This window comes from Paenibacillus sp. GCM10012306, assembly GCF_042649265.1.
Classification (GTDB): Bacteria; Bacillota; Bacilli; order Paenibacillales; family Paenibacillaceae; genus Paenibacillus_AQ.
Genome location: NZ_JBHRYW010000012.1, coordinates 195,236 through 218,547, shown reverse-complemented (window position 1 = coordinate 218,547; position 23,312 = coordinate 195,236). Strand labels below are relative to the sequence as shown.

Genomic DNA, 23,312 nt, shown 5'->3' with positions numbered 1-23,312 from the left:
CGTTTCCGGTAGTTATCCCAGTCTGTGGGGCAGGTTGCCTACGTGTTACTCACCCGTCCGCCGCTAAGTTGATTTGAAAGCAAGCTTTCAAATCAACCCCGCTCGACTTGCATGTATTAGGCACGCCGCCAGCGTTCGTCCTGAGCCAGGATCAAACTCTCCAAATAGGTTTTTTCGAGCGTTCACTTCCTCGAAATTACTCCAAGAAAATAACCATCCGAAAACTTATCGAAAAGAGCGATTGCTCATTTTGAAACATCTGACGAGAATTAAATTCTCATTTGTGAACTCACTTGCGTGAATTCGATACTCACTCGTTGTTCAGTTTTCAAAGATCAAGCTGTTCTCGTTGTCCACTCAATGTCTCAGCAGCAACTCTTATACTATATCATGTCCGGCGTTTTAATGTCAAGCTCTTTTTTTAATTTCTTTTTTCGAGCTCGGCATCGTTATTTCTTGGCCGGAATTAGAATATACCATGGATAAAAGACCATTGCAAGTGTTTTTTATTATTTTATTTAATATTACCCGCGCCATGACCATTTATCCCTGTATACAAGGTTTTGCATGTCCTGCCAACAGCACTGCATTTCAGTGATTCGTAAGAAGACACACTTATGTTCCTTCTATAAAGAATGTCCATCATTAAACTCAGTAGCTCTTGGGAGGTGATCTCCCCTACTATGCCCCATTACCCTTTTGATTAATACTTCAATCACTGTAGCTTTCAAATTCAAACATTCTTTAATTTGAAAAAGCCAGTCTCCATCCACGATGGAAACTGGCTTTAAAGGTAACATTCCGTACTTCGTTATTACTGTGCGTCCCCAATTTGAATTCCATAGGTCGCAATCCCGAAAGGACCGACCTTCAATGAATACGGACGATCTCCAGGATCTGCACATGGCGCCGTGCGCTCTTCCAGAATAGTCGTCTCATACAGATGCTCATGCGGAGCAATGACGTCCAGAGCCAGCTCTAAAGGCTGCTCAGCCATGTTGTACCAGCGAACCAGCAGGTCGCCAGTCTTTTCGTTCATTTTTACAGAGGAAAATGCGGCTGCTGTACCCTTCCATTGGAAAGGTGCATAGCCCGAGGCAAGCTTACCCTCATGAACCCCTGTCTGGAAGACAGTCCAAGGCACCTGGAATTGATAAGCCTCAGTATATGCTCCGGACGCAATGCGATCCCCGCTATGCGGAATTAGCTGCAGCTGTACCGTATGCTCGCCCAAGCACTGGGCTTCCGGTGTCGGGAACCAGCCCCAGTCTCCAAGTTCGCCCACGCTGCGCAGCAGGGTAACAGCCACTGTATTGCGGCCATCCCGCAAGATCTCGTACTCATTCAGCCCTAGATTAGCAACCGTAAGTCCGGCTTGGTCACTGCTGACATCAACAAAGTTCTGCTGATGCTGGGTATTACTCGGGTTCAGCCATTCGCTCGCCGGAACGTTATCCCGCGTAGCAATTTCGAACATAGAGTCAGCATGGTGCACATCAGTTACCAGATCGGTCGGGAACAGCATCCGTACCCGGTGATCCTTAGCGTTGTTATTAATAGTAGATTCGATAGACAGACCTCTGCCCTTACGTTCCAGTGACAGTACGGTACGAAGCTTCAACGTAACGGTCTCACGGCTGCGTTGTGCCTTACGTTCCGGGTAATAGACTAGGGCCCGCTGCTCTGCGTCCAGCAATTCATCAGCTGAGGCTGGAATCTCCCAGTCATGAAGTATTTCAATCGCAGCCCGGAAAGAAGTATCTTCAAGCACACGAATTTCGGCTTTCAAGCCTTTGGTGGTCAGCGGAACCTCGCCGTCCGGTTGTCTGTACATGTATTCATTACCAATATCGCCGGTATTCTCATACACGCCAAGATCATTATATGAAGTATTGCTGTTCTTATCGTGCAAGGTAAAGGAGCCATCATCGGCAATCTCCACTTTAATTCCATCGTTCTCAAGCACTCGCGCTGCATCCAATAAGGATACAAAGGCAGGAGCCGGCTCGGCCGACTTCACCCAAGCATAGGTACGAAGACCAAGCGCAGGTACATCAGACGCTTCAAACGTAAGTTTGATTTTACGGCACGAATAAGGCTGACGGAATTGATTGTCTGGCAGATCATAGCCGAAGCTCAGCCCGAGGTCTTCGATAGTGTAGGATACAGCGATGCCGTTCTCATCCACCAATTGATGTCCATCGAGGGAAACCTCTCGCATGCGGCGAGCGGTCTCTTCCAAAGAGAAGCCTTCACGCAGGTACAACCGCGCTGCATCCAATTCCACGCTGACCGTACCAGTACGGTTCCAGCCTGTTGTATTCATAACGACAAATGGCACAGCATCATTGCCGAATTTACTATAGCCAGAAGTATCAACGGCTTCAGCAATAAACCGGCCGCTATCCTCTACAATGCTTTCGGCCACATGACGGCTTTTATCAAACCGGGTAACCATTTCTCTGTGCACTTCATCCACGCTACAGCCGCAAATGCTGTCATGTGGATGGTTCTGCATCAGCGTCTTCCAAGCATAAGTGAACAGATGATGTGGATAAGATTGTCCTGCAAGCTTAGCGATAGAGGCCAAAGGCTCTGCCACTTTTTCCAGAATAGTCTGTCCCTTCTGATTCATCTGCTTCAGATAGACACGGGCTGAGGCCGTATTAACCAGGGTGCCCCATCCGTCGGTACGCTGGCTACGCAGCTCGCCTTTGACAGAAGAAAGCTCATCTTTCAGACTGTCTTTCAGAGCATCCAGATAATCCGGGAAGTTGGAATGAACGAACTCTGTATCCGGGTATAAAGCCTTTGCCGTCTCAATAGCTTCCGGAAGATCAGTCTGCAGCGGCTGGTGGTCGCATCCGTTCATGAACATCAGCTCGCTAGTCGAAGCATATTTCTCAGCATCTGCAAGCTTACGGTCCCAGAATTCTTTGGCGGCCCCTTCTTCTACTGGAACCTCGTTGCCGTTGGAATACCAATTAGCGAACAGGATACCGAGAATTTTAGAACCATCTGGACCCTCCCAGATCAGCTCGGAATAGGAGGATTCATAATCGCCGTCGGAGACGGTGTTATTGAAGCCAGTTGGCTTCACGCCGCGTCCGAAGAACGCGTTGGAGATTCCAGATTGCAGCATCAGCTGCGGAATTTGTCCGGTCAGACCAAAGGTATCAGGGAAATAACCGATTTTGGACGGCGTTCCGAATTTCTCAGCATCCTGGTGTCCGATCTGCATGTTGCGCACATTAGCTTCGCTGCTCGTCAGGAACGCATCTTGCAGAATGTACCAAGGTCCAATCAGAATTCGTCCTTCACGGATATACTGCTCCAGTTTCTCTTTGTTCTCCGGGCGAACCTGGAGATAATCCTCCAGAATGATCGTCTGTCCATCCAGGTAAAAGCTCTTAAAGGCCGATCCCTCATCAAGCTTCTTCAGGAGTGCATCCACCAGTTGAATCAGACGGACATGATGCTTCTCGTAAGGCAAATACCACTCCCGGTCCCAATGCGTGTGGGATACGATATGCGCTGTTCTTTTTTTAGCCATAAATCCATCTCTCCTCTCTAGTTCAGCCTTTGTGGCTTGTTATCGTTACTTCATCAGGTCTATATACGGACAGTAGGTGTCCTTCTGCATCGGTCGTGAACAGCACCGAACGCTCTTTTTCCAAAACAAAGCTGTACACGGTACCTGTTCCGACATCCTTCACTTTGACCTCGGTATCCCAGGCATACTCCGAAACAAAGACAAAGAGTGCTCCTTCGCTAAAGTCGAGCTTCCGCCCGTAGACACCCGGCAGATCACCTGAGGCCTGCCATTCGAGTTCTGCGCGTACTCCGGAAACTGCCACCGCATAGCGATACAATGCCGCAATCGGTTCATCCCGTTCATTCAGCTCCAGCGGTAGCGGGCTCCAGATCAACCGCCCCTTGCCTACAGCTACTTCCACTACAGCATCACCTTGTACAGATTGAGAAGTGGCTTTCGGAACCTCCTGCACAGACACTTCTTTAATAAGCTCTGCAATCCGCCGCTGTCCGTAGGACACAGGGAAGGTCAACCCATTCAGGTTCAGCCGCTCTTCTCTACGTACATTGTGAAGCTCCCGGCGACCCAGCAAATGATCCAGACGATCCGTTGGCTGCCAGTACGCGTCAAGGCCAAGGCTGCCAGTTACCAGCAAGGTCGCTCCAGTGCGCTCTACGAATGACAACAGTTTCTTCATCGCCTCATTATCGAGATTGTGCGCGCTTGGCAGCATGATCAGCTTCGGCGGCTGGGCTTCCAGAACCTCCAGATCATATTCCGACACTCCACGGAAAGGCAGATGCAACTGATAGGACATGATCCGCGTCAATCGTGTAGTGGCATCGTAAGCCAGCTTCCGGTTGGAGAAATCATTGGAATACGGGAAAATAACAGCGATATCCTCCAGCTTGCGTCCGTCGAACACGCCTCCGGCTTCGCCGATAAAACGGCCGAAATCATAAGACACATCAGCTTCAGGCTTCTCTGTACCGTCCGCACGAACCGCGCCGATCTGCGATTCATTGGCATTGTCCATATAGAAGTTCGTGTTCCAGATCCATTGCACGGCACCAGCGCCACCGGTAGCAAAAGCATACGCATATTTGCGCTCCAGAATGGACTGCAGTTCTTCCTCGCTCCGTTTAGCCCGTCCGTCCGGTGTCTCCACGTACATAATGCCAGTCTCCTGAACCAAATTCGGCTTGTTTGCCGTTTTGGCGAAGATGCCGCTCCAGAGCAGGCTGTCGTTCAGCCACCAGGTGTGAACGGTCGTGTAATCCACAGCCTGTTCATAGAAGAAAGGCGATGGCCGCTGCGCACCAAGTGCTTCGTCCTGGCCTACGGTAACCATATGGTTTGGACACAACTCTTTAATCGTTCCGTACAGCTCCTGCGCCCAGACATTATGCATATCCATCGAGAACAGGCAGTAATCCAGCCAGCGCGTACCGCGTTTGCCTGAGTGAATATCCTGGATGCTGAAGTTAATATCACTTTGCTCTGGAGGACGGGCAGCCGCGAAGTCCGGCAGCTCCAGTGGTGTCATGTTCCAGTGCTCCTGCAAAGTGGAGATGTTCCCGTGACGCTTTTCCAGCCAAGCTGAGAAGGCCTTGATCTCATGGATATCTCTGGCCGAGCTAGGTCCGTCCGAGAAAATGCGCGGCGGGTCGAACATCGACGGTTCATTAATAAGATCCCAATCCACGTGAGTCGTAGAACGATGCCGGGAGACAATTGAGCGAATAAACCGCTTCTGAGCCTCCACACTGCGGGGATCAAGATACGGATTCGTACCCTCCCAGGTCTCTGGTGTGAAGGAGAAGAAGGTGAAGGTCACTTGCAGGTCATGCCGTTTCGCAGTCAGGAAAAAGGCGTCAATGGCCCGCAGTACTTCTTCTGAGGCATGCCCATCCACTTGCATTACATTACGGTAAGCCGTCCAAATCCCCGTCCGAATCCAGTTAATTCCCGCCTTCTTCATCTGTGCCATATCCCGATCCCATACGTCCGCATTCGGCAGGAACAAGAACTTCCGTGCTACGTCGGAGGTCATATAAGTCATGCCCACCACCGGCAACGGCTTTCCATTCTTCACAAAATAATCTCTGCCAGCTGAAACGGGCTCACCTTGTGACAGCAGGGCTTCATCATGGCCCCACAGGCCTTGGAGCAGCACGCGTACTTCTCCATCCTCTGACTCCGCCCGGCAGACCAGCCGGTGCAGCCCGGGTTGAAGCTCGACTGGAACTGGAATCCGCAGGATGTTCAGTTCCCGGGTGACTTTCACCTCGCACGTATGGCTGAATAGAGCGCCAGCTTCTTCACCCTCTTTGTTCAGGGTGAAGGATAGCTTCCACTCAGTAGCTTCCTTGGATGAGGACGCCTTGCGGCTCAGGTTCTGGCTTTGCAGACTCAGCACTGGACGTTCTCCCGGCTCATAGGAAGCATAATTCGACTTCAGCCACAGCTCGGTTACACCCTTGGCGGCAAAAGCAGTCCAGCCCGCCAAAGCTGTCGCACCACCGTTCTCCCAGAAGCTCTGCCCCAGCGGCTGGTTAATGAACAGCCAGCGTCCTCCCTTAAAGGGACCGCCGACATGCTCCCACAATACCGCCGGAGCCGAGATTTCACGCCCCTGTGCCGACACGCCCTTCAGCAGCGCATAAATCCGCGTATCCATCGGTCCACTAGAGCCCATTTGCTCTGGCAAATCACTGCTCTTCGTGACATGCGGTACTAGATTCCAAGTGTTCGCAACCGGCAGAAGCTGCTCCTGCCCAGCGAAGAGCGGGATATCCGGGTGCGAGGTATACTCGCTGACCCGTTCCTTACTGCTCACCCGCAGCGCTTCATGAATATGAAGCTGACGGTGGTAGGCCGTCTGCTCTGCTTCGATATGCCACTCCCCAGCTTCCCAGGTCACCGGATGTTTGAACGGTGCGCCTCCAGCGCTGATCAAACCCCCACCTCTTTGCAAAAAAGCTACAATAGAAGGCCAGGCTGCCTTAGGAAAGTATGGCGCATGCAGGTTAATGAAGACCCCGCCTGCCGGAGCAGTATCCAGCGCTTCCGCTAGCCCGTGGCCATTAACGGATGCCACGGAGACACCCAGCAAGCCTGTCTCAATTCCCTGCGCAGCTCCAGTTGCAAGTTCTCCCGGAAACAGCGGATCACAAAAAACAATCACTCCTGTCGCGCTCACAGAATCCCTTCTTTCATCGCCCGGTAGACGAGCTGCGAGAAGAGACTGTTCGACCAAGCGAACCAACTTCTCGTAAAGACAGACGGATCATCAGCATGGAACCCTTCATGCATATATCCTGTTCCAGCGTCAGTGCTTTCCAATAGCTTGATCATTTCCAGCTTCTCTTCAGCAGATTGTGCCGTAATGCCCTGCATGGACAAGGCCATATGCCAGACGTAATCCTTCGGTGTATGTGGGCTGCCGATACCTTTAGCGGCGGTTCCTTCAAAGTAGAACGGATTCTCCTTGCTAAGAGCGAACCGTCTCGTGTTCTGGTATATTGGATCATCCGCTGTGGTATACCCCAGGTAAGGGATGGAGATCAGTCCTGGTGTTCCCGCATCATCCATCAGACAGTAGTTCCCGAAGCCATCTGTCTCATAAGCATAAATCGGCCCAAATTCAGGGTGACGGTAAATGCCGTATAGCTTAATACCATGATCCACTTCGAATTCAAGTTCCTTCAGCTCGGCCAGGAAATCGAGATCGCGGAAGACCCACTCTGCAAATTCCTGCATCTGACGCAACGCCACCACAGCGAACATGTTGCCTGGAATGTTGTAGTGGAAATCACAAGCATCATCACTGGAGCGGAAGCCGGACCAGATCATTCCGGTATAGTTGACCGGCATGCCAAGTCCTCCATTACGCAGCGAGTCCTCAGGAATGCCATTATTGCGAGTGAAGCGGTATGGAGACTGCTCAAAATGATGCTGCTCTCTTTTGAACAGATCTACGATAAGGCGCAGGGCCGACTTGAATCCGGCATCGAAGAAATCGGTAAGTCCTGTCTCTTTCCAGTACGTGTAGGCCAGGCGAATCACGAAGCACAACGAATCAATCTCGAACTTCCGCTCCCACACCCACGGCGACATCTCAGTCACATCCGTCGTATTCCAGTGCCAATCATTAGCTGATTCGTTGAATGCATTCGCATAAGGATCAACATGGATGTATTGGATATGCCGCTTGATCAACCCGCCGATGATGCGCTGCAAGTCCGGATCATTCTTGGCCAGTGGCACATAATGAATTACTTGTTCTACCGAATCGCGCAGCCACGAAGCTGGAATGTCTCCGGTAATGACAAAGGTTGTTCCGTCATCCAATAGCTTTGTGGTCGTCTCCAGCGTATTTGGGAAACAGTTCTTGAACAGCTGTAGCAGCTTCGGACGATGGGCCAGCTTTTCTTCAGCTTCCGCCAGCACTTCCTGCACTGCTTTTGGCAAAGTAAGTTGTGGCATCGCTATTTTGGGTAGTCTGAATTGTTCCAAGGAATATACTCTCCTTTTATATATGTTATCGAATGATTAAGATTGATCTCAGGAAAATTACAGGGGTAACATTGCGGAAAATGTTTAGACTTTCAGATGTATTACTCTTTCACCGCACCTACAGTAAGCCCCTGTATGAAATAGCGCTGGAAGAACGGATAAGCGAAAATAATCGGTCCTGTAGCCAGCACGACCATCGCCATACGAGAAGTATCTTGTGGCATCGAGCGCAAGGCTTCCAGGCTGAGCGAGCTGTTCTGTGAATTCTGTAATAGGAACTGCATACTGGTCTCGATTCGCATTAGCATGGATTGCAGCGGTACGAGATTCGGAGTGTCGATGTAGAGTAGGGCGTTGAACCAGTCATTCCAGTAGCCAAGTGTGCTGAACAACGCAATCGTAGCCAGACCTGGCAGCGACAACGGCAGCACTAGCGTGAGGAAAATCCGGAACTCGCCGGCTCCGTCGATTTTACCCGACTCGATAATAGCGTCAGGCACGCTGGTCGTATAGAACGTTCGCAAGATCATAATATAGAACGCGTTAACAGCCAGCGGCAGCACCAGCGCCCAGATGGTATCCTTCAGGTGCAGCAATTGAGTGACTACGATATAAGTCGGTACCAAACCACCGTTGAACAGCATAGTGAAGAAAGCAAGGAACGAAAAGAAATTACGATACCGGAAGCTTTTACGCGAAATAGCATAAGCATAAAAAGACATCAATAACAGACTGACGATCGTTCCGAGCACAGTAACTAGAATAGTAACGCCATAGGAACGAAGCAGCATATCCCCGGACTCAAAAACATAACGGTATGCTCCGAGGCTCCATTTGGACGGGATTAACCGGTAGCCGTCTCTTGCCAGCGCTCCTTCATCGGTGAAGGAGATGATGACAACGAACAGAAACGGAAATACGCAGAGAAAGGCAAAAATTCCGGCGATCAAGTTAAATAACACATTCATTGGTTTGGACAATTGATGAAAATCGCGTTCTTTACGCGTAATTGATGACATATGGGCACACTCCTTTCAGGTGATTTAGAACAATGCGCTGTCTTTGTCGTATTTGCGCACCACATAGTTCGAGAACATGACGAGCGTGAACCCGACGAGCGACTGATAAAGACCTGCCGCTGTACTCATGCCAATCTCACCCGTACTCTTGAGACCTTGATAGACATAGGTGTCAATAACGTTCGTGACGCTGTACAAGGTACCGGAATTACGAGGCACCTGATAGAAGAGGCCGAAGTCGGCATAGAAAATTTTCCCTACAGCAAGCAGGGTCATAATGGTAAGAATCGGTCTTAAAAGCGGCAGCGTAATGTTGCGGATCTGTTGGAGTTTGCTGGCCCCGTCGATCATCGCCGCTTCATAGAGTGACTTGTCGATCCCCATAATGGCAGCCAGATAGACGACACTGTTGTAGCCGACGGCTTTCCATAGATATACGAGGATGAGGATCAGCGGCCAATATTTCTTTTCCGAATACCATTGCACAGACTCCGCACCGAAATAGCCCATAATCTGGTTCAGCATGCCACGTTCGGAGCTGAGGAAGCTGAAGGCAAAGTAGCCGACGACAACCCATGACAGAAAATAAGGCAGGAACATTCCGGTCTGATAGACCTTAGCGAGTTTTTTATTAACGATTTCCGATAGCACGACTGCCAGCAGAACAGACAAAGCTAGTCCTACTATAATAAATGCCGCGTTATAGAGCAGCGTATTACGTGTAATGATATAGGCATCATTGGTGGTAAACAGGAACTTGAAGTTGTCGAGCCCCACCCATTTGCTGTTGACGATACTGGCCCAAAAGCCGTCTCTACTAAAGCGATACTCCTTAAAAGCGATAACCGTCCCTAGCATCGGTAGATATGAAAAGAAGAGGAACCAAAGGGTACCCGGTAGAACCATAAACAGCATAACCTTGTTTTTGTTGATATTTCCGAAAAATTCTCGGGCCATTCTCACAGTGAATCCCTCCTGAATGGTAAAGAAGACCGGGCAAGAGTCTCACCCCGCCCGCGTCTTCTGTTCCAATGATGTATTACTTGTTGTTCGCCGCTTTCCAAGCATCAATTTGCGATTGGGCTTCGGCAATGATCTTGTCCAGTCCAGCGGCTTTAAATTTCTCATTGGCCTTGGCCAGGTATTCATTCGGATCTACAGTTCCGGTCATCAGCGGCGCCCAGAATTCTTCCTTCACGTTCTGAACAGCTGCAATCTCACTTGTTACTTTCGAAGTGTCGAAGTTGAATCCGAGGAGCGGAGCGTTCACACCGGAATCGTTGAATTTCTTGAAGAGTTCCCATTTATCATCAGGGTCTTCTTCGTTCAGGTAGTTAAGCATGATGTTACCGAGCGAGAAGGTAGGCATATCGTAGTTCTTGGATTCCGGCAAGTTCTTCATCCGGTTCTCGCCAACTTTCTCATAGTGCACACCTTCAATCCCGGAATCGATCATATTGCGAAGTACCGGATCGGTATTCAGCAAGTTCAGGAATTCCATAGCTTTATCTGGGTTAGGTGAGTTGGCAGAGATAGCCTGCATGGAACCCATAACAGACCAGTTATAAACGTACGGCTTGCTGGCTGGTTTTGAGACTACCGGATAGCCGTAGCTCGCTGACCACAGGTTGTCTGCCATCGGTTGGCTGGTTGCACGATCCATGAACCAGTTGCTGGACTTGTAGAGATCGTCTACGGAAGTCGTTGTTGCTACCTCAGGTGAAATATAACCTGCCTTGTAATATTTGCGAATGGTTTCAAGACTGTTTTTCAATTCCGGTGTTTCCAGAATGTTCACGACTTTATAGTCCTTGGTGTCCATATATACAGCCATCGGCATCTTCTCGATGATGTAGTCGAACGGCAGTACCGGCATGAAATCCTTCACCATCGCATAAGGCGTGATGTTAGGCTCATTTTCCTTGATAGTCTTCAGCAGCGGCTCTAGGCTCTCTAAGGAGTCGACTTTATCAATGTCCAGCTTGTACTTGTCCACCAGGTCTTTATTAAAGCGCCATACTTCTTGGGCTGGAAGCTCTTTGTTCGCAGGCACCGCATAGTTATGACCATCTACTTTGGAACCTTCCAGGAAAGCAGGGTCAATGGTGTCTTTGATGCCTTTGCCGTATTTCTCAAGCAAGTCATCCAGTTCCATAAATGCACCTTTGCGGGCATTTTGTACATAATCGAAAGCCCAGGAGCTGGTGAACATAAGATCCATCGGCTCGCCAGAAGCGACTTTCACTTGCATTTTTTGTGTATAGTCACCGAAATCAATCATGTTCATTTTCAGAGTTGCGTTGATCTTAGGCTGAATATATTTGTTAACCTCGTCCACAACCATGTTCATGTCCTTTTGTGGGGGCCCGATCGTGTACCAGATCAGTTCAACTGGCTTTTCTGATTTACCACCGTTCCCGGAAGCATTCTCATTGTTGGTATTGCCTCCACCACAAGCGGTGAGCGCAAGCGAAAGCGCCATCATAGATGTCAGCATCAGAGATAATCTTTTTTTGTTCTTGCTCATGTTCGTATAACCTCCCCTTATGTTTACCTCAGTATCGCTGCATAACCCGGAATTATACCTCGCGATATTTCCTTCAAGGACTATTTATACTGTAATTTATGAAAGCATTTTCAAACAGAAGCTAAACTAAATAAAAGGTGTAAAAAATAAAGAAAAGGACTTGCTTAGCTTATGTGCTAAACAAGCCCTTTATATTCGGTTGGAGAGATCCCTACATGCTTTTTGAATTGCTTGTAAAAGTATCCAGTCTCCCAATATCCCACGTTCCGAGCGATTTCATGAACCTTGAGCGAACCGGTTCGCAGTTGCTCCTTAGCTTTCTCAATCCGGTACTTGTTAATATACTCTGTGAAGGATTCACCAACTTCTTTGTGGAACAATTGCCCCAGATACACGGGGTGAATATTATATTGTGTCCCAAGGGTCTTCAATGAGATATCTTCGCTGTAGGATTGATGAATATGGTTAAGCACCTGCTGAACTACAGGGCTTTTCACATCACGGATCAGTGCATCTATAGTATATGCTGCCGCTTCCTTCAAAATATCCGCCCAATCGGCGATGGATGATGTTGCACGAATTTTATGAAGTCCTTCTTTAAAAAACTCGGGTTCCTCCGCATGCCGGATCTCCTTGAGCTGCATTTTGAAGCGGATTAGCCATTCCGTAGCTACGTCCTGGATCAATTCTGGTGTAATTCCCTCCATCCTCCGCAGCTGCTCAAAGTTCTGATTAATCCTTTGCAGCAGACCCTCCGTGTCCTTCGCCATAATCAGCTTGAGATCCTCTTCCCAGTTAACTGGAAGCTCCAAGCTAATCTCCTCTCGCCCTTCTTGCAAATTCTCATAGCAGATATAACTGTGTTCGGGGAACAACATAAAATATTCCTGTGCCCGCTTCGCCTGTGTATAGCTCAGTGCTACATTGTCCTCGGTTTCCTGTACACTTCCTACTGAAAGATACAGTTGCTGGTAGGTAGCTAGCGCCGGAGCGGCCAGCAATTGCTGATGAATAGATTCCGCCCCTTCCTTGCCGCGTTGGTATTCGCTGAGCATGTGCAGCATCACGATGTCCCCATCCATATCCTGAAACGGAATGACGCCGGGAATACCATTCAATGCCTCAACAACCGCAGAAAATAGTTCGGACACGCGCTGCTCAGATCGTAGCAATGCGACCTGGGCCAGCGGCTTGTCGATGACAATCCCCAGAAAGTCGGCCCGTTCCTGAAATTCCTGCGGAGCAATCTGATTTCTCAACCATCGGTGCATAACATTATCTCTTAAAATTGAAATGCTGTGTTCATTCAGCCTATAGTCTGCTCTGGATTCATTCAGCTTCTCGGCGATGGTACTCAGCGTAGCCTTAAATTCTTTCAGATTGATCGGCTTCAAAAGATAATTCTCAATGCCAAGGGCCATTCCTTCCTTTAAGTACCCAAATTCATCGTAACCGCTTAAAATAATCGTTTTAATCTCCGGCTGAAATTCCCGAACACTACGGATGAGATCCAGTCCATTCATCTGCGGCATGGAAATGTCTGTGATCAGTACGTCGACCCGCACCGACCTCAGTGACTCCAGCGCTTCCTGTCCATTGCCCGCCTGACCAACAATCTCCATGCCAAAGCTGGCCCAATCGACAATATCATACAATCCTTCGATGATGAACGGTTCATCATCCACAATGAATACTCTGTACATGGCTCACTCATCCTCTCCCAAATCGGGGAAATACACCGTCACTGTCGTACCCTTACCCTCTTCGCTGTTCAGTTCAAGGCCATGCGGCGCCCCATACAGCAGCTGGAGCCGCTCGTGAATGCTGCGCAGGCCAAAGGACTCCGATGATTCATCGGCCTGATGCAGCCTCTGCTGCAATTCCTCCAGTCTACCTGGGGTGATGCCACGCCCGTTATCTGTTACTACAGTACGAAGAATATCTTCTTCTTTGGTCACAGTCACAGTGATGTGATTATCACTGCGATCCGCCCGCATGCCGTGCAAAATGTAATTCTCGATAATGGGCTGCAGCGACATTTTCATGACCACTTTTCCCTCCAGCTCCCGCTCACAACGCAGTTCGTAAGAGAACCTGTCCTTGTAACGAATCCGGAACAGCTCCAGATACAGCCGGCAGGCTTCCAGTTCATCTTTCAGCGTATGCTTGGGCTTAGGATGCACGTAGCTTTTGAAAAGTACCGACAAGCTATATATCATCTCACCGACATCTTCGGCTCCCTGTGAAATGGCCCGCATTCGGATGACCTCAAGGGTGTTATATAGAAAATGAGGATTCACTCTGGCCTCTAGCGCCGCAATTTCCGTGTGCTTCTGCTTGATTTCGGCCTTAAATACCCGATCAATGTAAAGATTGAGTTCATCCAACATATCGTTAAAGCTTTTAGAAATCTGACCCAGTTCATCTTCCTTAACATCAGCAATCCGGGCATTCAGATCTCCGTTCTTAACCTTACGAGTGAATTTGATGATGCCCCGTGTACGCTTGGCAAAATTACTAATAAAGAGTGAGGCCGTAATAATCGCGAATGCAATACATAATAAACAAATCGTAAGAACTGTATTCCCCAAGCCACGATAAGTGGCTGCAAGTTCTTCCTTAGGAACGATACTAAGCACAGTAAAGCCGCCTTGGCCATGTGTCAGCTTCGTAATCGTCATGCCGTTGACCTCTTCACCATCCGTGTAGGCAGAACTTACCAGCTCCATATTCGGATATTTGGCCCCATAATATCGACCTGAAGTATCGAATAGCACATCGCCGTCGGCCGACAACGCCAGAATGGTGCCTTTGAAATCATTCTTATCGTTGCCCATGCTGTTCCACACTCGCTCAGCATCGAAATAGACGAGCAGTTGGCCAATATTGCGCAGCGACTGCTTGTTATTAATGGGAGTGCGCACCGAGAACATCGGCGTATCGGCAAGAGCAATGCTTTTGCGTACCCAAATATTCGGAACTGAGACATTGACTGCTTCTTCCGCATACATGGCATCGGGAACAAAGGAATGGGCTGCATTCGCAGCGATGATCTCAAACTGCTTGTGCGAATTAAAGACATAGAGCTGCTGTTCTGCAGCGCTATACAATATCAAGTTACGAATACCGGGATCATCCTCAAGTTTGTTCTTGAAATACTGTACGGTGTCGGTGGTTGAATTACTCTCGTTGAAATACCGATCCAACCGGTAACGGATGTAATTCTCATAGGGATGCTCCAACAAGTACGCCGTATTCGAGGTCAGCTCGCTATCCCGGTAAATATCGATCATCATAGACTGCACCAGATCATACTTCTGCCCGATATAATGACTAACGCTTTCAACTGTCCGTTTCTGAATCTCCATTTGCCGCTGTACTGCCGCCTGAGACATCAGGTGAAACATTAAATAAGAGAACGTAATGATAGTGACGACCGCAACGATCGAGAACAACAGGATGATCTTGATGAATACATTATGTTGAAAATATTTTCTGTACATCTTCCCCAGAAGCATGTTCATCCTCCTGTTTTTTGATGAAGCCGCGCTTCATTTGCACTGCTATCCTATAGTATATCACGAAAATGACAGCGCTTGCGGAAATGCTCGTCTTGCAAACTATCCCAAAAATTAAAGATTCTCTGCAAAAATTAAAGATCATGCAGGGATTATGTATGTTTTACAGCCCATCTGGTTACAGTAACAGCAAGTTTATCAAGGCGAGGAGGCGCAAGGAGTAATGGATGATACACATGAGTATGTGGAGAAGCTGCATGACACGCAGAAAAAAGCGGAGAAGAGCAAGCACCGGGGACAAGGCAGTCCTGAAGCAAAGCTACCCAACAAGCAGCACAGCACCAAAAAATAAAAGCATCCGGGAGCGCAGCAGTTGGACTGCGGCCTACCCGCAAACTCATAACAGCCCGGCTATCCGTGAAGAGATATGCCGGGCTGTTTTATGGGCTGAATCTTTTATGAGGTGAAGCTTAATGAGATTATTTGCTTAATTTTGCTACACCTACTGCTACTTTCTCCAATTGTGCTTTGCTGAGGCTCTTATCCGGAGAACTGATCGTTACCACCCGGTCATTCAGGTTGAAGCCCAGCAGTTGCGTGTCGCTGGAAGGGCTGTACCATTTGGCTTTAACACCATTGGACAGTTGGACCGCTTGGCTGGCATAACCGCCTGAATAGTCTCTGGCCGAAATCACGATTCTCATATGCTTGAACAGGAAGCTCACACCATCATCGGAGGAGGCCACTTTATCAAAAGCATCGCCTTTGGTCATTTGTGTTGGGGCATAGGCTGTCTCAAAGCCTTTGAACTGGGCAAAGGCCTTCTGAATTGCCTGCTTTTGCGCAGCGGTGTATTGGATGGCTGACAGCTCATTGGTCGATCCACCATTGCTTGGTGCAGAGCCGCCATCGTTTTTACCGATAATGACCTGATTAGTCTTACCGTCAAAAGTGACCGGCACCTTCAGCGCATCCGCCAGCGCCCGAACTGGCAGGTAGGTCGTATCCTTATACGTAATCGGTGCCAGCTTGTTGCCGTTGCCATCGACTGGTGTATAAGCGGAACCGTTAACTTTGAAGCCAAGGCCATGATTAAGGTACGCACTGATCTTTTCTAAATTGGTTCCTGCATAAACCCCCGCTGAACCTGTCACTGCCATCCCGAACACCATTGTTGCTATGATCATTTTTTTGCTTTTCATCTGAGATCGTCTCCTTGAAGTTTGGTGTGCTGTGCTGCATTTCATAGTCTTATTAAACCAATGAGTTGTTTCCAAACTGTATCCATGATGTAAAGAAGTATTTCACAGCGGGGCGTAAGACTATTTAAGCTCAACTTAAGATCCGCCGTAAGGCTCGGTCGTCACTACGGTGAATGTTTGGACTTCCGGTCGCTGTTTCACAAAATATTCTTTTTAATCAGCCTGGAGAACACCTTCCCAGCATCTGGAATTTAAATAACGTGCTATACTTAATGAATCTGCTGCACACATTCTATTCATTAGGAGAGGTTCAACTTGAACAACCCACACTGGATCGCACCGGAAACTTATAATCTGACTTCGGAGATGGAACACCATCCACCGGAGAAAATAGCATTGAAATGGCTTAGTGATCACGGAGATTACGAGGAAATCACTTACGGGGAGCTGCGCAAGCAGGCCAACCGTCTGGCTGGAGGTCTGTCGAGTCTAGGTCTCCACCAGGGAGACCGCGTGCTGGTCATGGTTCCAAGAAGAATCATCGCTTATGTAATCTATTTGGCTTGTCTGAAGCTGGGACTGGCTGTCATTCCTTCATCAGAGATGCTGCGTGCCAAGGATCTGTCCTACCGGTTGCGGCACTCGGAGGCTAGAGCTGTCATCGCTTGGTCCGACACTACAAATGAAGTAGATCTCATCGCTGACGATCTGCCTGCCCTTGATTACCGTCTGGCCGTGACCGGAACGACGGAGTATCAGGAAGGTGCCACAGGCTGGGTACATCTGGAGGGCCTCATGGCCGATCAGCCGGATGTCTATCCAACAGCAGCCAGCCATCGGGACGATATCGCCATATTGGCTTATACCTCCGGCACAACCGGCAATCCCAAGGCAGTGGTACATAGCCATGGCTGGGGTTATGCCCACTTGCGAATTACCTCCTCACTCTGGCTCGATATTCGCGAGTCGGATACGGTATGGGCAACAGCTGCGCCGGGTTGGCAGAAGTGGATCTGGAGTCCCTTCCTGTCTGTGCTGGGCAACGGGGCAACTGGCTTTGTGTATAATGGCGCTTTTGGGCCGAAACGCTTTTTGCAACTGCTGCAGGATCAGGGCATTCAAGTTTTGTGCTGCACACCGACAGAATACCGCCTAATGGCCAAGACTGAAGGACTGGAGCATTACGACCTGTCTCAGCTCCGCTGCGCCGTCTCTGCCGGTGAACCGCTGAACCAGGAAGTCATTCATACCTTCCAGCGGCACTTCGATATCACGATCCGTGACGGCTATGGCCAGACCGAAAGCACGCTGATTATTGCCGCGCTTAAGGACAAGCCTGTCCGAATTGGCTCTATGGGCCAATCCATCGCGCCGGGCCTCGTGGAGGTCATTGACGAGGATGGTATCCCACTGCCGGCTGGCGTTGTTGGGGATATTGCCGTGCATCTCAGCATGCCGGCCTTGTTCAAAACCTACTACAAGGACCCTGAACGCAAGTCCAACGCCTCGCATGGCGAGTACTTCGTCACCGGAGACCGGGCGCGCAAGGACGAGGACGGATATTTCTGGTTCGAGGGCCGTGGCGATGACATTATCATCAGCTCAGGCTATACGATTGGCCCTTTTGAAGTAGAGGATGCGCTTATGAAACATGCCGCTGTCAAGGAATGTGCCGTTGTCGCCAGTCCTGATGAGATTCGCGGCCATGTAGTCAAAGCCTTTGTCGTGCTCAAGGATGAATATGAGGGCGCAGCCGAACTGGTTAAGGAACTCCAGACCCATGTCAAGGAGATCACTGCCCCTTATAAATATCCACGTAAAATCGAGTTTGTCGCTGACCTCCCCAAGACAGCCTCAGGTAAAATCCGGCGGGTGGAACTGCGCCAGCAGGAGCAGCGCGCTGCGGAGTAAGCGAGAATATCGGTATGATAGTTCGAGCTAATCATCATAGAAAAAGCAGCCCCCAATCGGGCTGCTTTTTCTATGTAAACACACAGGAAGATTACTAGTCCTCCGCTACTCCGACCAATAGGAGGCTTCCGGATTCATTTCCGCGCCTACTTCGCCTTCCTTAATCAGATCGCAGTCCAGATAACCGTCTTCGTCCAAGAAGTACACTTCTTGACGGTAAAACTCGCTAAGCGTCTCCAGGAACTTCGCAGGAGAATCATACATTACCACTAAATCGCCGAAGTCATGGAGCAGATCACAAATCCGTTCCGTACCGTCCGCAGACCGATAGTAGCAGATGAAATCACTGCCATAGTTAGTCAGGATGGGCAGGACGGTCCCTTCAACGGGATGGCCTTTCTCTGCCAAAATCCCCGCCAGTACTTGCATCTCCTGCTCATATTCATCCCGATGAATCAGGCGATACCCCGGCACAAACTCAATCAGATTTGGTTCTTCCTCCTCACGGTTTGTGCCTGACACCGTATTGTATATAGCCGCTAGCAGCTCTGGGATTTCCGGCACGATTGCCGCCATTTGGTCGTCTTTTCCCCCATGTCCTGTTCCCAGGCTGGCAGAGTATCCAGGCCGCAGACTGTCCGACAGTTGAAGGTAATCTTGAAACAATTGCGTTAAATTTTGAACTGACATGTCTTCATCCTTTGCATCTGTAAGGTAGTATTATCTACTCTCTATTATCCCCAATGCGCTTGCCGATGCAACTCCTGACGTTACCTCTATTGATATATCTGGCTGCCGCCCCCTCTGAACTCAGCAGATTTCTCGCGCATCCCAGCAACGATGGCCTCCTGCTCCTGTATGGGTTCATCCTGCACTCTTCCAGAGTTGCGAATATCGTGAGAAATACGCATACTGCAGAACTTCGGGCCGCACATGGAGCAGAAATGGGCTGTCTTGGCACCTTCTGCTGGCAGCGTCTCATCATGGTACTCCAGTGCCCGCTCAGGATCGAGCGACAGATGGAATTGATCCCGCCAGCGGAATTCAAAGCGTGCTTTGGACAACGCGTTATCCCGCTCTTGGGCACCCGGATGGCCTTTGGCCAAATCTGCGGCGTGGGCAGCAATTTTGTAGGCAATCACACCTTCACGCACGTCGTTCTTGTTCGGCAGTCCCAAATGCTCCTTGGGCGTAACGTAGCATAACATCGCCGTCCCGAACCAGCCGATCATGGCTGCCCCGATAGCGGAAGTAATATGGTCATAGCCCGGCGCAATGTCCGTGGTTAAGGGTCCCAGCGTATAAAATGGCGCTCCATGACAATGCTCAAGCTGCTTGTCCATATTCTCCTTGATTAGATGCATCGGCACATGGCCCGGCCCCTCTACCATGACCTGAACATCATGCTTCCAAGCTAGTGTCGTCAGTTCACCCAGCGTCTCCAGCTCCGCGAACTGGGCCTCGTCATTGGCATCAGCGATAGATCCCGGCCGCAGCCCGTCTCCCAGAGAGAAGGCGACATCATAGGCTTTCATAATCTCACAGATATCCTCGAAATGCGTGTAGAGGAAGTTCTCCTGATGATGAGCCAGACACCAGGCCGCCATAATCGACCCACCACGGGAGACAATGCCCGTCATTCGTCCGGCTGTCAGGGGGATGTAACGAAGCAGCACCCCAGCATGAATTGTAAAATAATCCACTCCCTGTTCCGCCTGCTCAATCAGCGTATCACGGTAAACTTCCCATGTCAGATCCTCTGCTTTTCCATTCACCTTTTCGAGAGCCTGATAGATCGGCACAGTACCGATCGGCACGGGAGAATTGCGGATAATCCATTCCCGGGTATGATGAATATTTTTGCCCGTAGAGAGATCCATAATGTTGTCAGCACCCCAGCGGGTGGCCCACCTCATCTTCTCCACTTCTTCCTCAATGGAAGAGGATACAGCAGAGTTTCCGATATTCGCGTTGATCTTCACAAGGAAGTTGCGCCCAATAATCATCGACTCACTCTCAGGGTGATTAATATTAGCTGGAATAATGGCGCGTCCACTCGCTACCTCATCCCTAACGAATTCAGGACTTACATTTTCTCGGATGGATATAAACTCCATCTCGGAAGTGATGATACCTTTTCGCGCGTAGTGCAGCTGCGTAACATTCCGGCCAGCTTTTGCTCGAAGCGGACGTCGCTGCAATCCTGGGAACGCCTCCACGGCCGATTTTCCCATCGCATGTCCGTTATCTTCTGGTTTAAGCGTCCGTCCCTGATACCATTCGGCATCCCCACGCTGCTCAATCCAGGACTTACGGTGAGGCGGCAGCCCCTGGCGAATGTCATTCTCAATGTCACTGTCTGTATAGGGTCCGCTAGTATCATAGACACGCACAGGGACGTTCTCCTCTTCGCCAGCAACCCCTTCGGTCCGTCTGAGCTTAATCTCCCGCATAGGTACCCGGATATCGGGATGTTGCCCTTCCACATACACTTTGCGACTACCCGGAAAAGCTGAAAGGTCCACCTTATCATACTCTCGTTTCTTGTCCTGCTCGTGTTCATGTGCCATCTTATGCATCCTCCTGTACTATGGGATATAAATAAGACAAGCGCCAAAAAAGCCGCTCCACATGGAGCGGCTTTATCCATGAACAACCAGAAAAATAGACCTGGCTATACAGAAAAAAGTTCCGTCTCCACTTTCCTACGCTGGTATGATCCAGATCAGGTTCAAGGGTCCAGGAATGCAATTTTCCCGTCTCAGCCTATTCAGGCTCCCCTAGTGGTTATCTTATCTAATTAGTTATAAGTTAACGGTATAATTGGAATTCGTCAACACCCTCTGCAGCTTTAGGGTTGGATGTGTTGTGTTAAGAACAGACAACAAGCAGAGGGTAACGCCGAAAAACCCTCTCTGATCAGAGAGGGCTCATTCCTGTGTAGAACTATTTAGCCGATTGCCATTTGCTCTCCAGCCATTGATCAAATTCGGCGCCTTTTTCACCTTCGTAAGCGTCGTAGATGTCGATTCTCATCTTCTTGAACTTCTCTTTGAAGTCCTCATATGAGTGGTCTTTCGGCAGACTCTTCTTGATTCTCAGTAGAATCTTGGACAAACCCTTAAATAGTTCAGGTTTGTTTTTGGACGGCTCTTGCACCTCTTCGCCAAAAGCCACTAATGCACGGTAAGCCGCCTCTTGTACGGTATATACAGGATCGTTCTCCACCAGACGCTTCAAAATATCAATAACCTGCTTATGCGGTGTACGGCCAAGCTCTTCTACTGCCGCCAAACGGGCTTTCCAATCCGCGGAACGACCCGCTTCCTTTTTTAACTGCTCATAATTTTCCGGCAGCTCTTGCTGCACTTCTTCGTTGTTCAAAAGTCACAATTCCCTTCTATAATCAATCTGTACCAATTCTACCGTACCGCTATCCCCAATATCAATCTTTTGGACAAACAAATAATAATCCCGTCTTACAGCTCCCCGGCTCTTCCTTCCGCATACCAATGCGGGATCAGCCTTTGAAAGTGATCATAGTCCGTGAACGCCATCCGGCAGCGCGCCTGCATCCCCTCAATATCAGCACTTCCGAATGGAATCGCCCACTGGATCGAAAATATAGAAGTATAGGCCACATACACTGCGAGTCTGACCCAGAAATCCTGAGGAGGAGGCCCATCGAAGTAACCATCCAATTTTCCACGTGTAAAAGCAACGCTATGCTCTCGGTCAAATGCTTGCAGCTTGTAAAATTCTTCAGCATAATCCCCGTTATCCCAACGATTGAAATCGATGATACCAATCCGGCCCTCACTTGTGTAAATATGATTACCGATGTGGAAATCGCCGTGCTGATATACTTTTTTCACTTGCGAAATCGCCCCGATATTCTCCCTCACAAAAGCAATCGCCATCTTATCACCTTCAACCCTGAAGGGACAGCCTTGCTCATACTCCTGTACCCGCTGTAATATCTTGGCCTGCATCCGACTTTCCCAATCTGCAAGATCACAGTTGTTCGAAATCGTATGAATCTGCTTGAGTATCCTCCCGGCTTCAACCCCAAGTGCATACTGTTCTTCTTCTGCCACAGAGAGCAGACAGTCCTCCAGCGGCTGGCCCTCCACCCAAGTCAAAAGCATATATGTACTGCGCTCCGCACCTTCACCCCACGCGCCGAAATCCACCGCCCGTGACATTGGAAAGTCGAGCTTATTGACCCGCTGAATCATTTCATACTCTGCTTGCTTCTGTGCATGATTCTTCCCGTCCGATACCCGCAGCAGAAGCTTGCGGCCGCCGGTGTCCTCGATATAATACTTTTTATCATTAGACCAGCCCTTGAGGACAGGCTCTATCTTCGTCCAGGCGCTCGCGCCGGGAATACCCAATAACCGCTCCACCTGCATCCCTCCTGTATCTACGTAGGAAGCTTCACCACAATATACCCTTTCTCTTGCAAGTCAAATCCCTGCTCCAAGCTAAATGTGGAGAGATCAATTACGCGGTCATGCTTCTTGTTGCGCGGCTCACCCTCCTCGTCCGCCCAGCAGCTGTACAGCTCGAATACTGAACCAGACACGCCGAAATCCTGCATCAGCTTGAACAATTCCCGGCAGCATTTGAGTGAGGCGTTCTCCGAATCAGGACGAGTCTCCTGATCTGCTGGTTTTACCGTGAAACTACCCCAATTCGGAGAGATTTTGTATACATAAGTACTATGAAAATGCTTGCGGATTTCCTCATTCCAGTAGCCCAGCGCTTCAATGTAAATACCCCCGGCATCTTCTTCCGTATCATATACGAGACAGTCCTCATCCCGAATATGGGACAGGTCAATAATATCCTCCAGTGGAACCATGCCCTGTTGCTTAAGCTCCTCGCGCTTCGCTTGGTATTCCGGGGAGGCTAACATTTCGCTGCGCGTTTTGGAAGACCGTACGCTTCCCCTCTCGCCGAGCGGCAGCTCCACCGGTGAGCCGATGTAATGAAATTGAGTCATTAATAAAACCTCCTAATGATCTTCTGAATACCTGACCGGATGCCTCGGCATTTGTATGCCAATGGTACCGGCTC

Annotated in this window: 16 protein-coding genes, 1 rRNA gene and 1 riboswitch; of the genes, 2 read left to right on the top strand and 15 right to left on the bottom strand. The window is 49.5% G+C overall.

What is annotated here, in order from left to right:
- From ACFORK_RS23300 to ACFORK_RS23260, 9 genes are all read right to left on the bottom strand, one after another.
- Positions 1 to 167 (bottom strand): 16S ribosomal RNA (locus tag ACFORK_RS23300); the annotation flags it as partial.
- Positions 168 to 814: 647 nt separating this feature from the next.
- On the bottom strand, positions 815 to 3,553 hold the full coding sequence (locus tag ACFORK_RS23295) for an alpha-mannosidase (protein ID WP_379203533.1): 2,739 nt from the start codon (positions 3,551 to 3,553) through the stop codon (positions 815 to 817).
- A 22-nt stretch (positions 3,554 to 3,575) separates the two neighbouring features.
- The gene (locus ACFORK_RS23290; RefSeq protein ID WP_379203531.1) at positions 3,576 to 6,737 is read right to left on the bottom strand and encodes a beta-galactosidase; all 3,162 of its coding nucleotides are present in this window, start codon (positions 6,735 to 6,737) and stop codon (positions 3,576 to 3,578) included.
- On the bottom strand, positions 6,734 to 8,053 hold the full coding sequence (locus ACFORK_RS23285; RefSeq protein ID WP_379203529.1) for a glycoside hydrolase family 125 protein: 1,320 nt from the start codon (positions 8,051 to 8,053) through the stop codon (positions 6,734 to 6,736). Before ACFORK_RS23285 ends, ACFORK_RS23290 begins: the two co-directional genes overlap by 4 nt.
- A 101-nt stretch (positions 8,054 to 8,154) precedes the next feature.
- Positions 8,155 to 9,072 (bottom strand): carbohydrate ABC transporter permease, encoded by a 918-nt coding sequence (locus ACFORK_RS23280; protein ID WP_379203527.1) that lies wholly within the window; start codon positions 9,070 to 9,072, stop codon positions 8,155 to 8,157.
- A 24-nt stretch (positions 9,073 to 9,096) separates the two neighbouring features.
- A complete protein-coding gene (locus ACFORK_RS23275) occupies positions 9,097 to 10,029 on the bottom strand; it encodes an ABC transporter permease (RefSeq protein WP_379203559.1) in 933 nt (310 codons plus the stop codon).
- 82 nt (positions 10,030 to 10,111) lie between these two features.
- Positions 10,112 to 11,599 (bottom strand): ABC transporter substrate-binding protein, encoded by a 1,488-nt coding sequence (locus tag ACFORK_RS23270; protein WP_379203525.1) that lies wholly within the window; start codon positions 11,597 to 11,599, stop codon positions 10,112 to 10,114.
- A gap of 176 nt (positions 11,600 to 11,775) precedes the next feature.
- Complete coding sequence (locus tag ACFORK_RS23265; protein ID WP_379203523.1) at positions 11,776 to 13,302, bottom strand: response regulator; 1,527 nt, start codon at positions 13,300 to 13,302, stop codon at positions 11,776 to 11,778.
- Between the two features lie 3 nt (positions 13,303 to 13,305).
- The gene (locus ACFORK_RS23260) at positions 13,306 to 15,117 is read right to left on the bottom strand and encodes a sensor histidine kinase (protein ID WP_379203521.1); all 1,812 of its coding nucleotides are present in this window, start codon (positions 15,115 to 15,117) and stop codon (positions 13,306 to 13,308) included.
- 223 nt (positions 15,118 to 15,340) lie between these two features.
- Between ACFORK_RS23260 and ACFORK_RS23255 the strand changes: the two genes are divergently transcribed.
- Complete coding sequence (locus tag ACFORK_RS23255; protein ID WP_083205578.1) at positions 15,341 to 15,469, top strand: DUF4023 family protein; 129 nt, start codon at positions 15,341 to 15,343, stop codon at positions 15,467 to 15,469.
- Between the two features lie 127 nt (positions 15,470 to 15,596).
- Here the strand turns inward: ACFORK_RS23255 and ACFORK_RS23250 are convergent, their stop codons facing one another.
- A complete protein-coding gene (locus ACFORK_RS23250) occupies positions 15,597 to 16,319 on the bottom strand; it encodes a stalk domain-containing protein (RefSeq protein WP_379203518.1) in 723 nt (240 codons plus the stop codon).
- A gap of 366 nt (positions 16,320 to 16,685) precedes the next feature.
- Between ACFORK_RS23250 and ACFORK_RS23245 the strand changes: the two genes are divergently transcribed.
- On the top strand, positions 16,686 to 18,230 hold the full coding sequence (locus ACFORK_RS23245) for an acetate--CoA ligase (RefSeq protein WP_379203557.1): 1,545 nt from the start codon (positions 16,686 to 16,688) through the stop codon (positions 18,228 to 18,230).
- Positions 18,231 to 18,335: 105 nt separating this feature from the next.
- On the opposite strand, the gene ACFORK_RS23240 is transcribed toward ACFORK_RS23245, so the two are convergent.
- From ACFORK_RS23240 to ACFORK_RS23220, 5 genes are all read right to left on the bottom strand, one after another.
- Positions 18,336 to 18,920 (bottom strand): hypothetical protein, encoded by a 585-nt coding sequence (locus ACFORK_RS23240; protein WP_379203516.1) that lies wholly within the window; start codon positions 18,918 to 18,920, stop codon positions 18,336 to 18,338.
- An 86-nt stretch (positions 18,921 to 19,006) separates the two neighbouring features.
- Entirely contained in the window at positions 19,007 to 20,800 is a 1,794-nt protein-coding gene (gene thiC, locus ACFORK_RS23235) for a phosphomethylpyrimidine synthase ThiC (protein ID WP_379203514.1), read from the bottom strand.
- Positions 20,801 to 20,915: 115 nt separating this feature from the next.
- Positions 20,916 to 21,022: riboswitch (TPP riboswitch) on the bottom strand.
- Positions 21,023 to 21,176: 154 nt separating this feature from the next.
- The gene (locus ACFORK_RS23230) at positions 21,177 to 21,614 is read right to left on the bottom strand and encodes a HEAT repeat domain-containing protein (RefSeq protein WP_379203512.1); all 438 of its coding nucleotides are present in this window, start codon (positions 21,612 to 21,614) and stop codon (positions 21,177 to 21,179) included.
- Between the two features lie 95 nt (positions 21,615 to 21,709).
- Positions 21,710 to 22,639, bottom strand: coding sequence for an aminoglycoside phosphotransferase family protein (locus ACFORK_RS23225; RefSeq protein ID WP_379203510.1), 930 nt, complete (start codon positions 22,637 to 22,639; stop codon positions 21,710 to 21,712).
- Between the two features lie 17 nt (positions 22,640 to 22,656).
- Positions 22,657 to 23,238 carry a hypothetical protein gene (locus tag ACFORK_RS23220; RefSeq protein WP_379203508.1) on the bottom strand — a complete coding sequence of 194 codons (582 nt, stop codon included), beginning with the start codon at positions 23,236 to 23,238 and terminating at the stop codon, positions 22,657 to 22,659.
- Between the last annotated feature and the right edge of the window lie 74 nt (positions 23,239 to 23,312).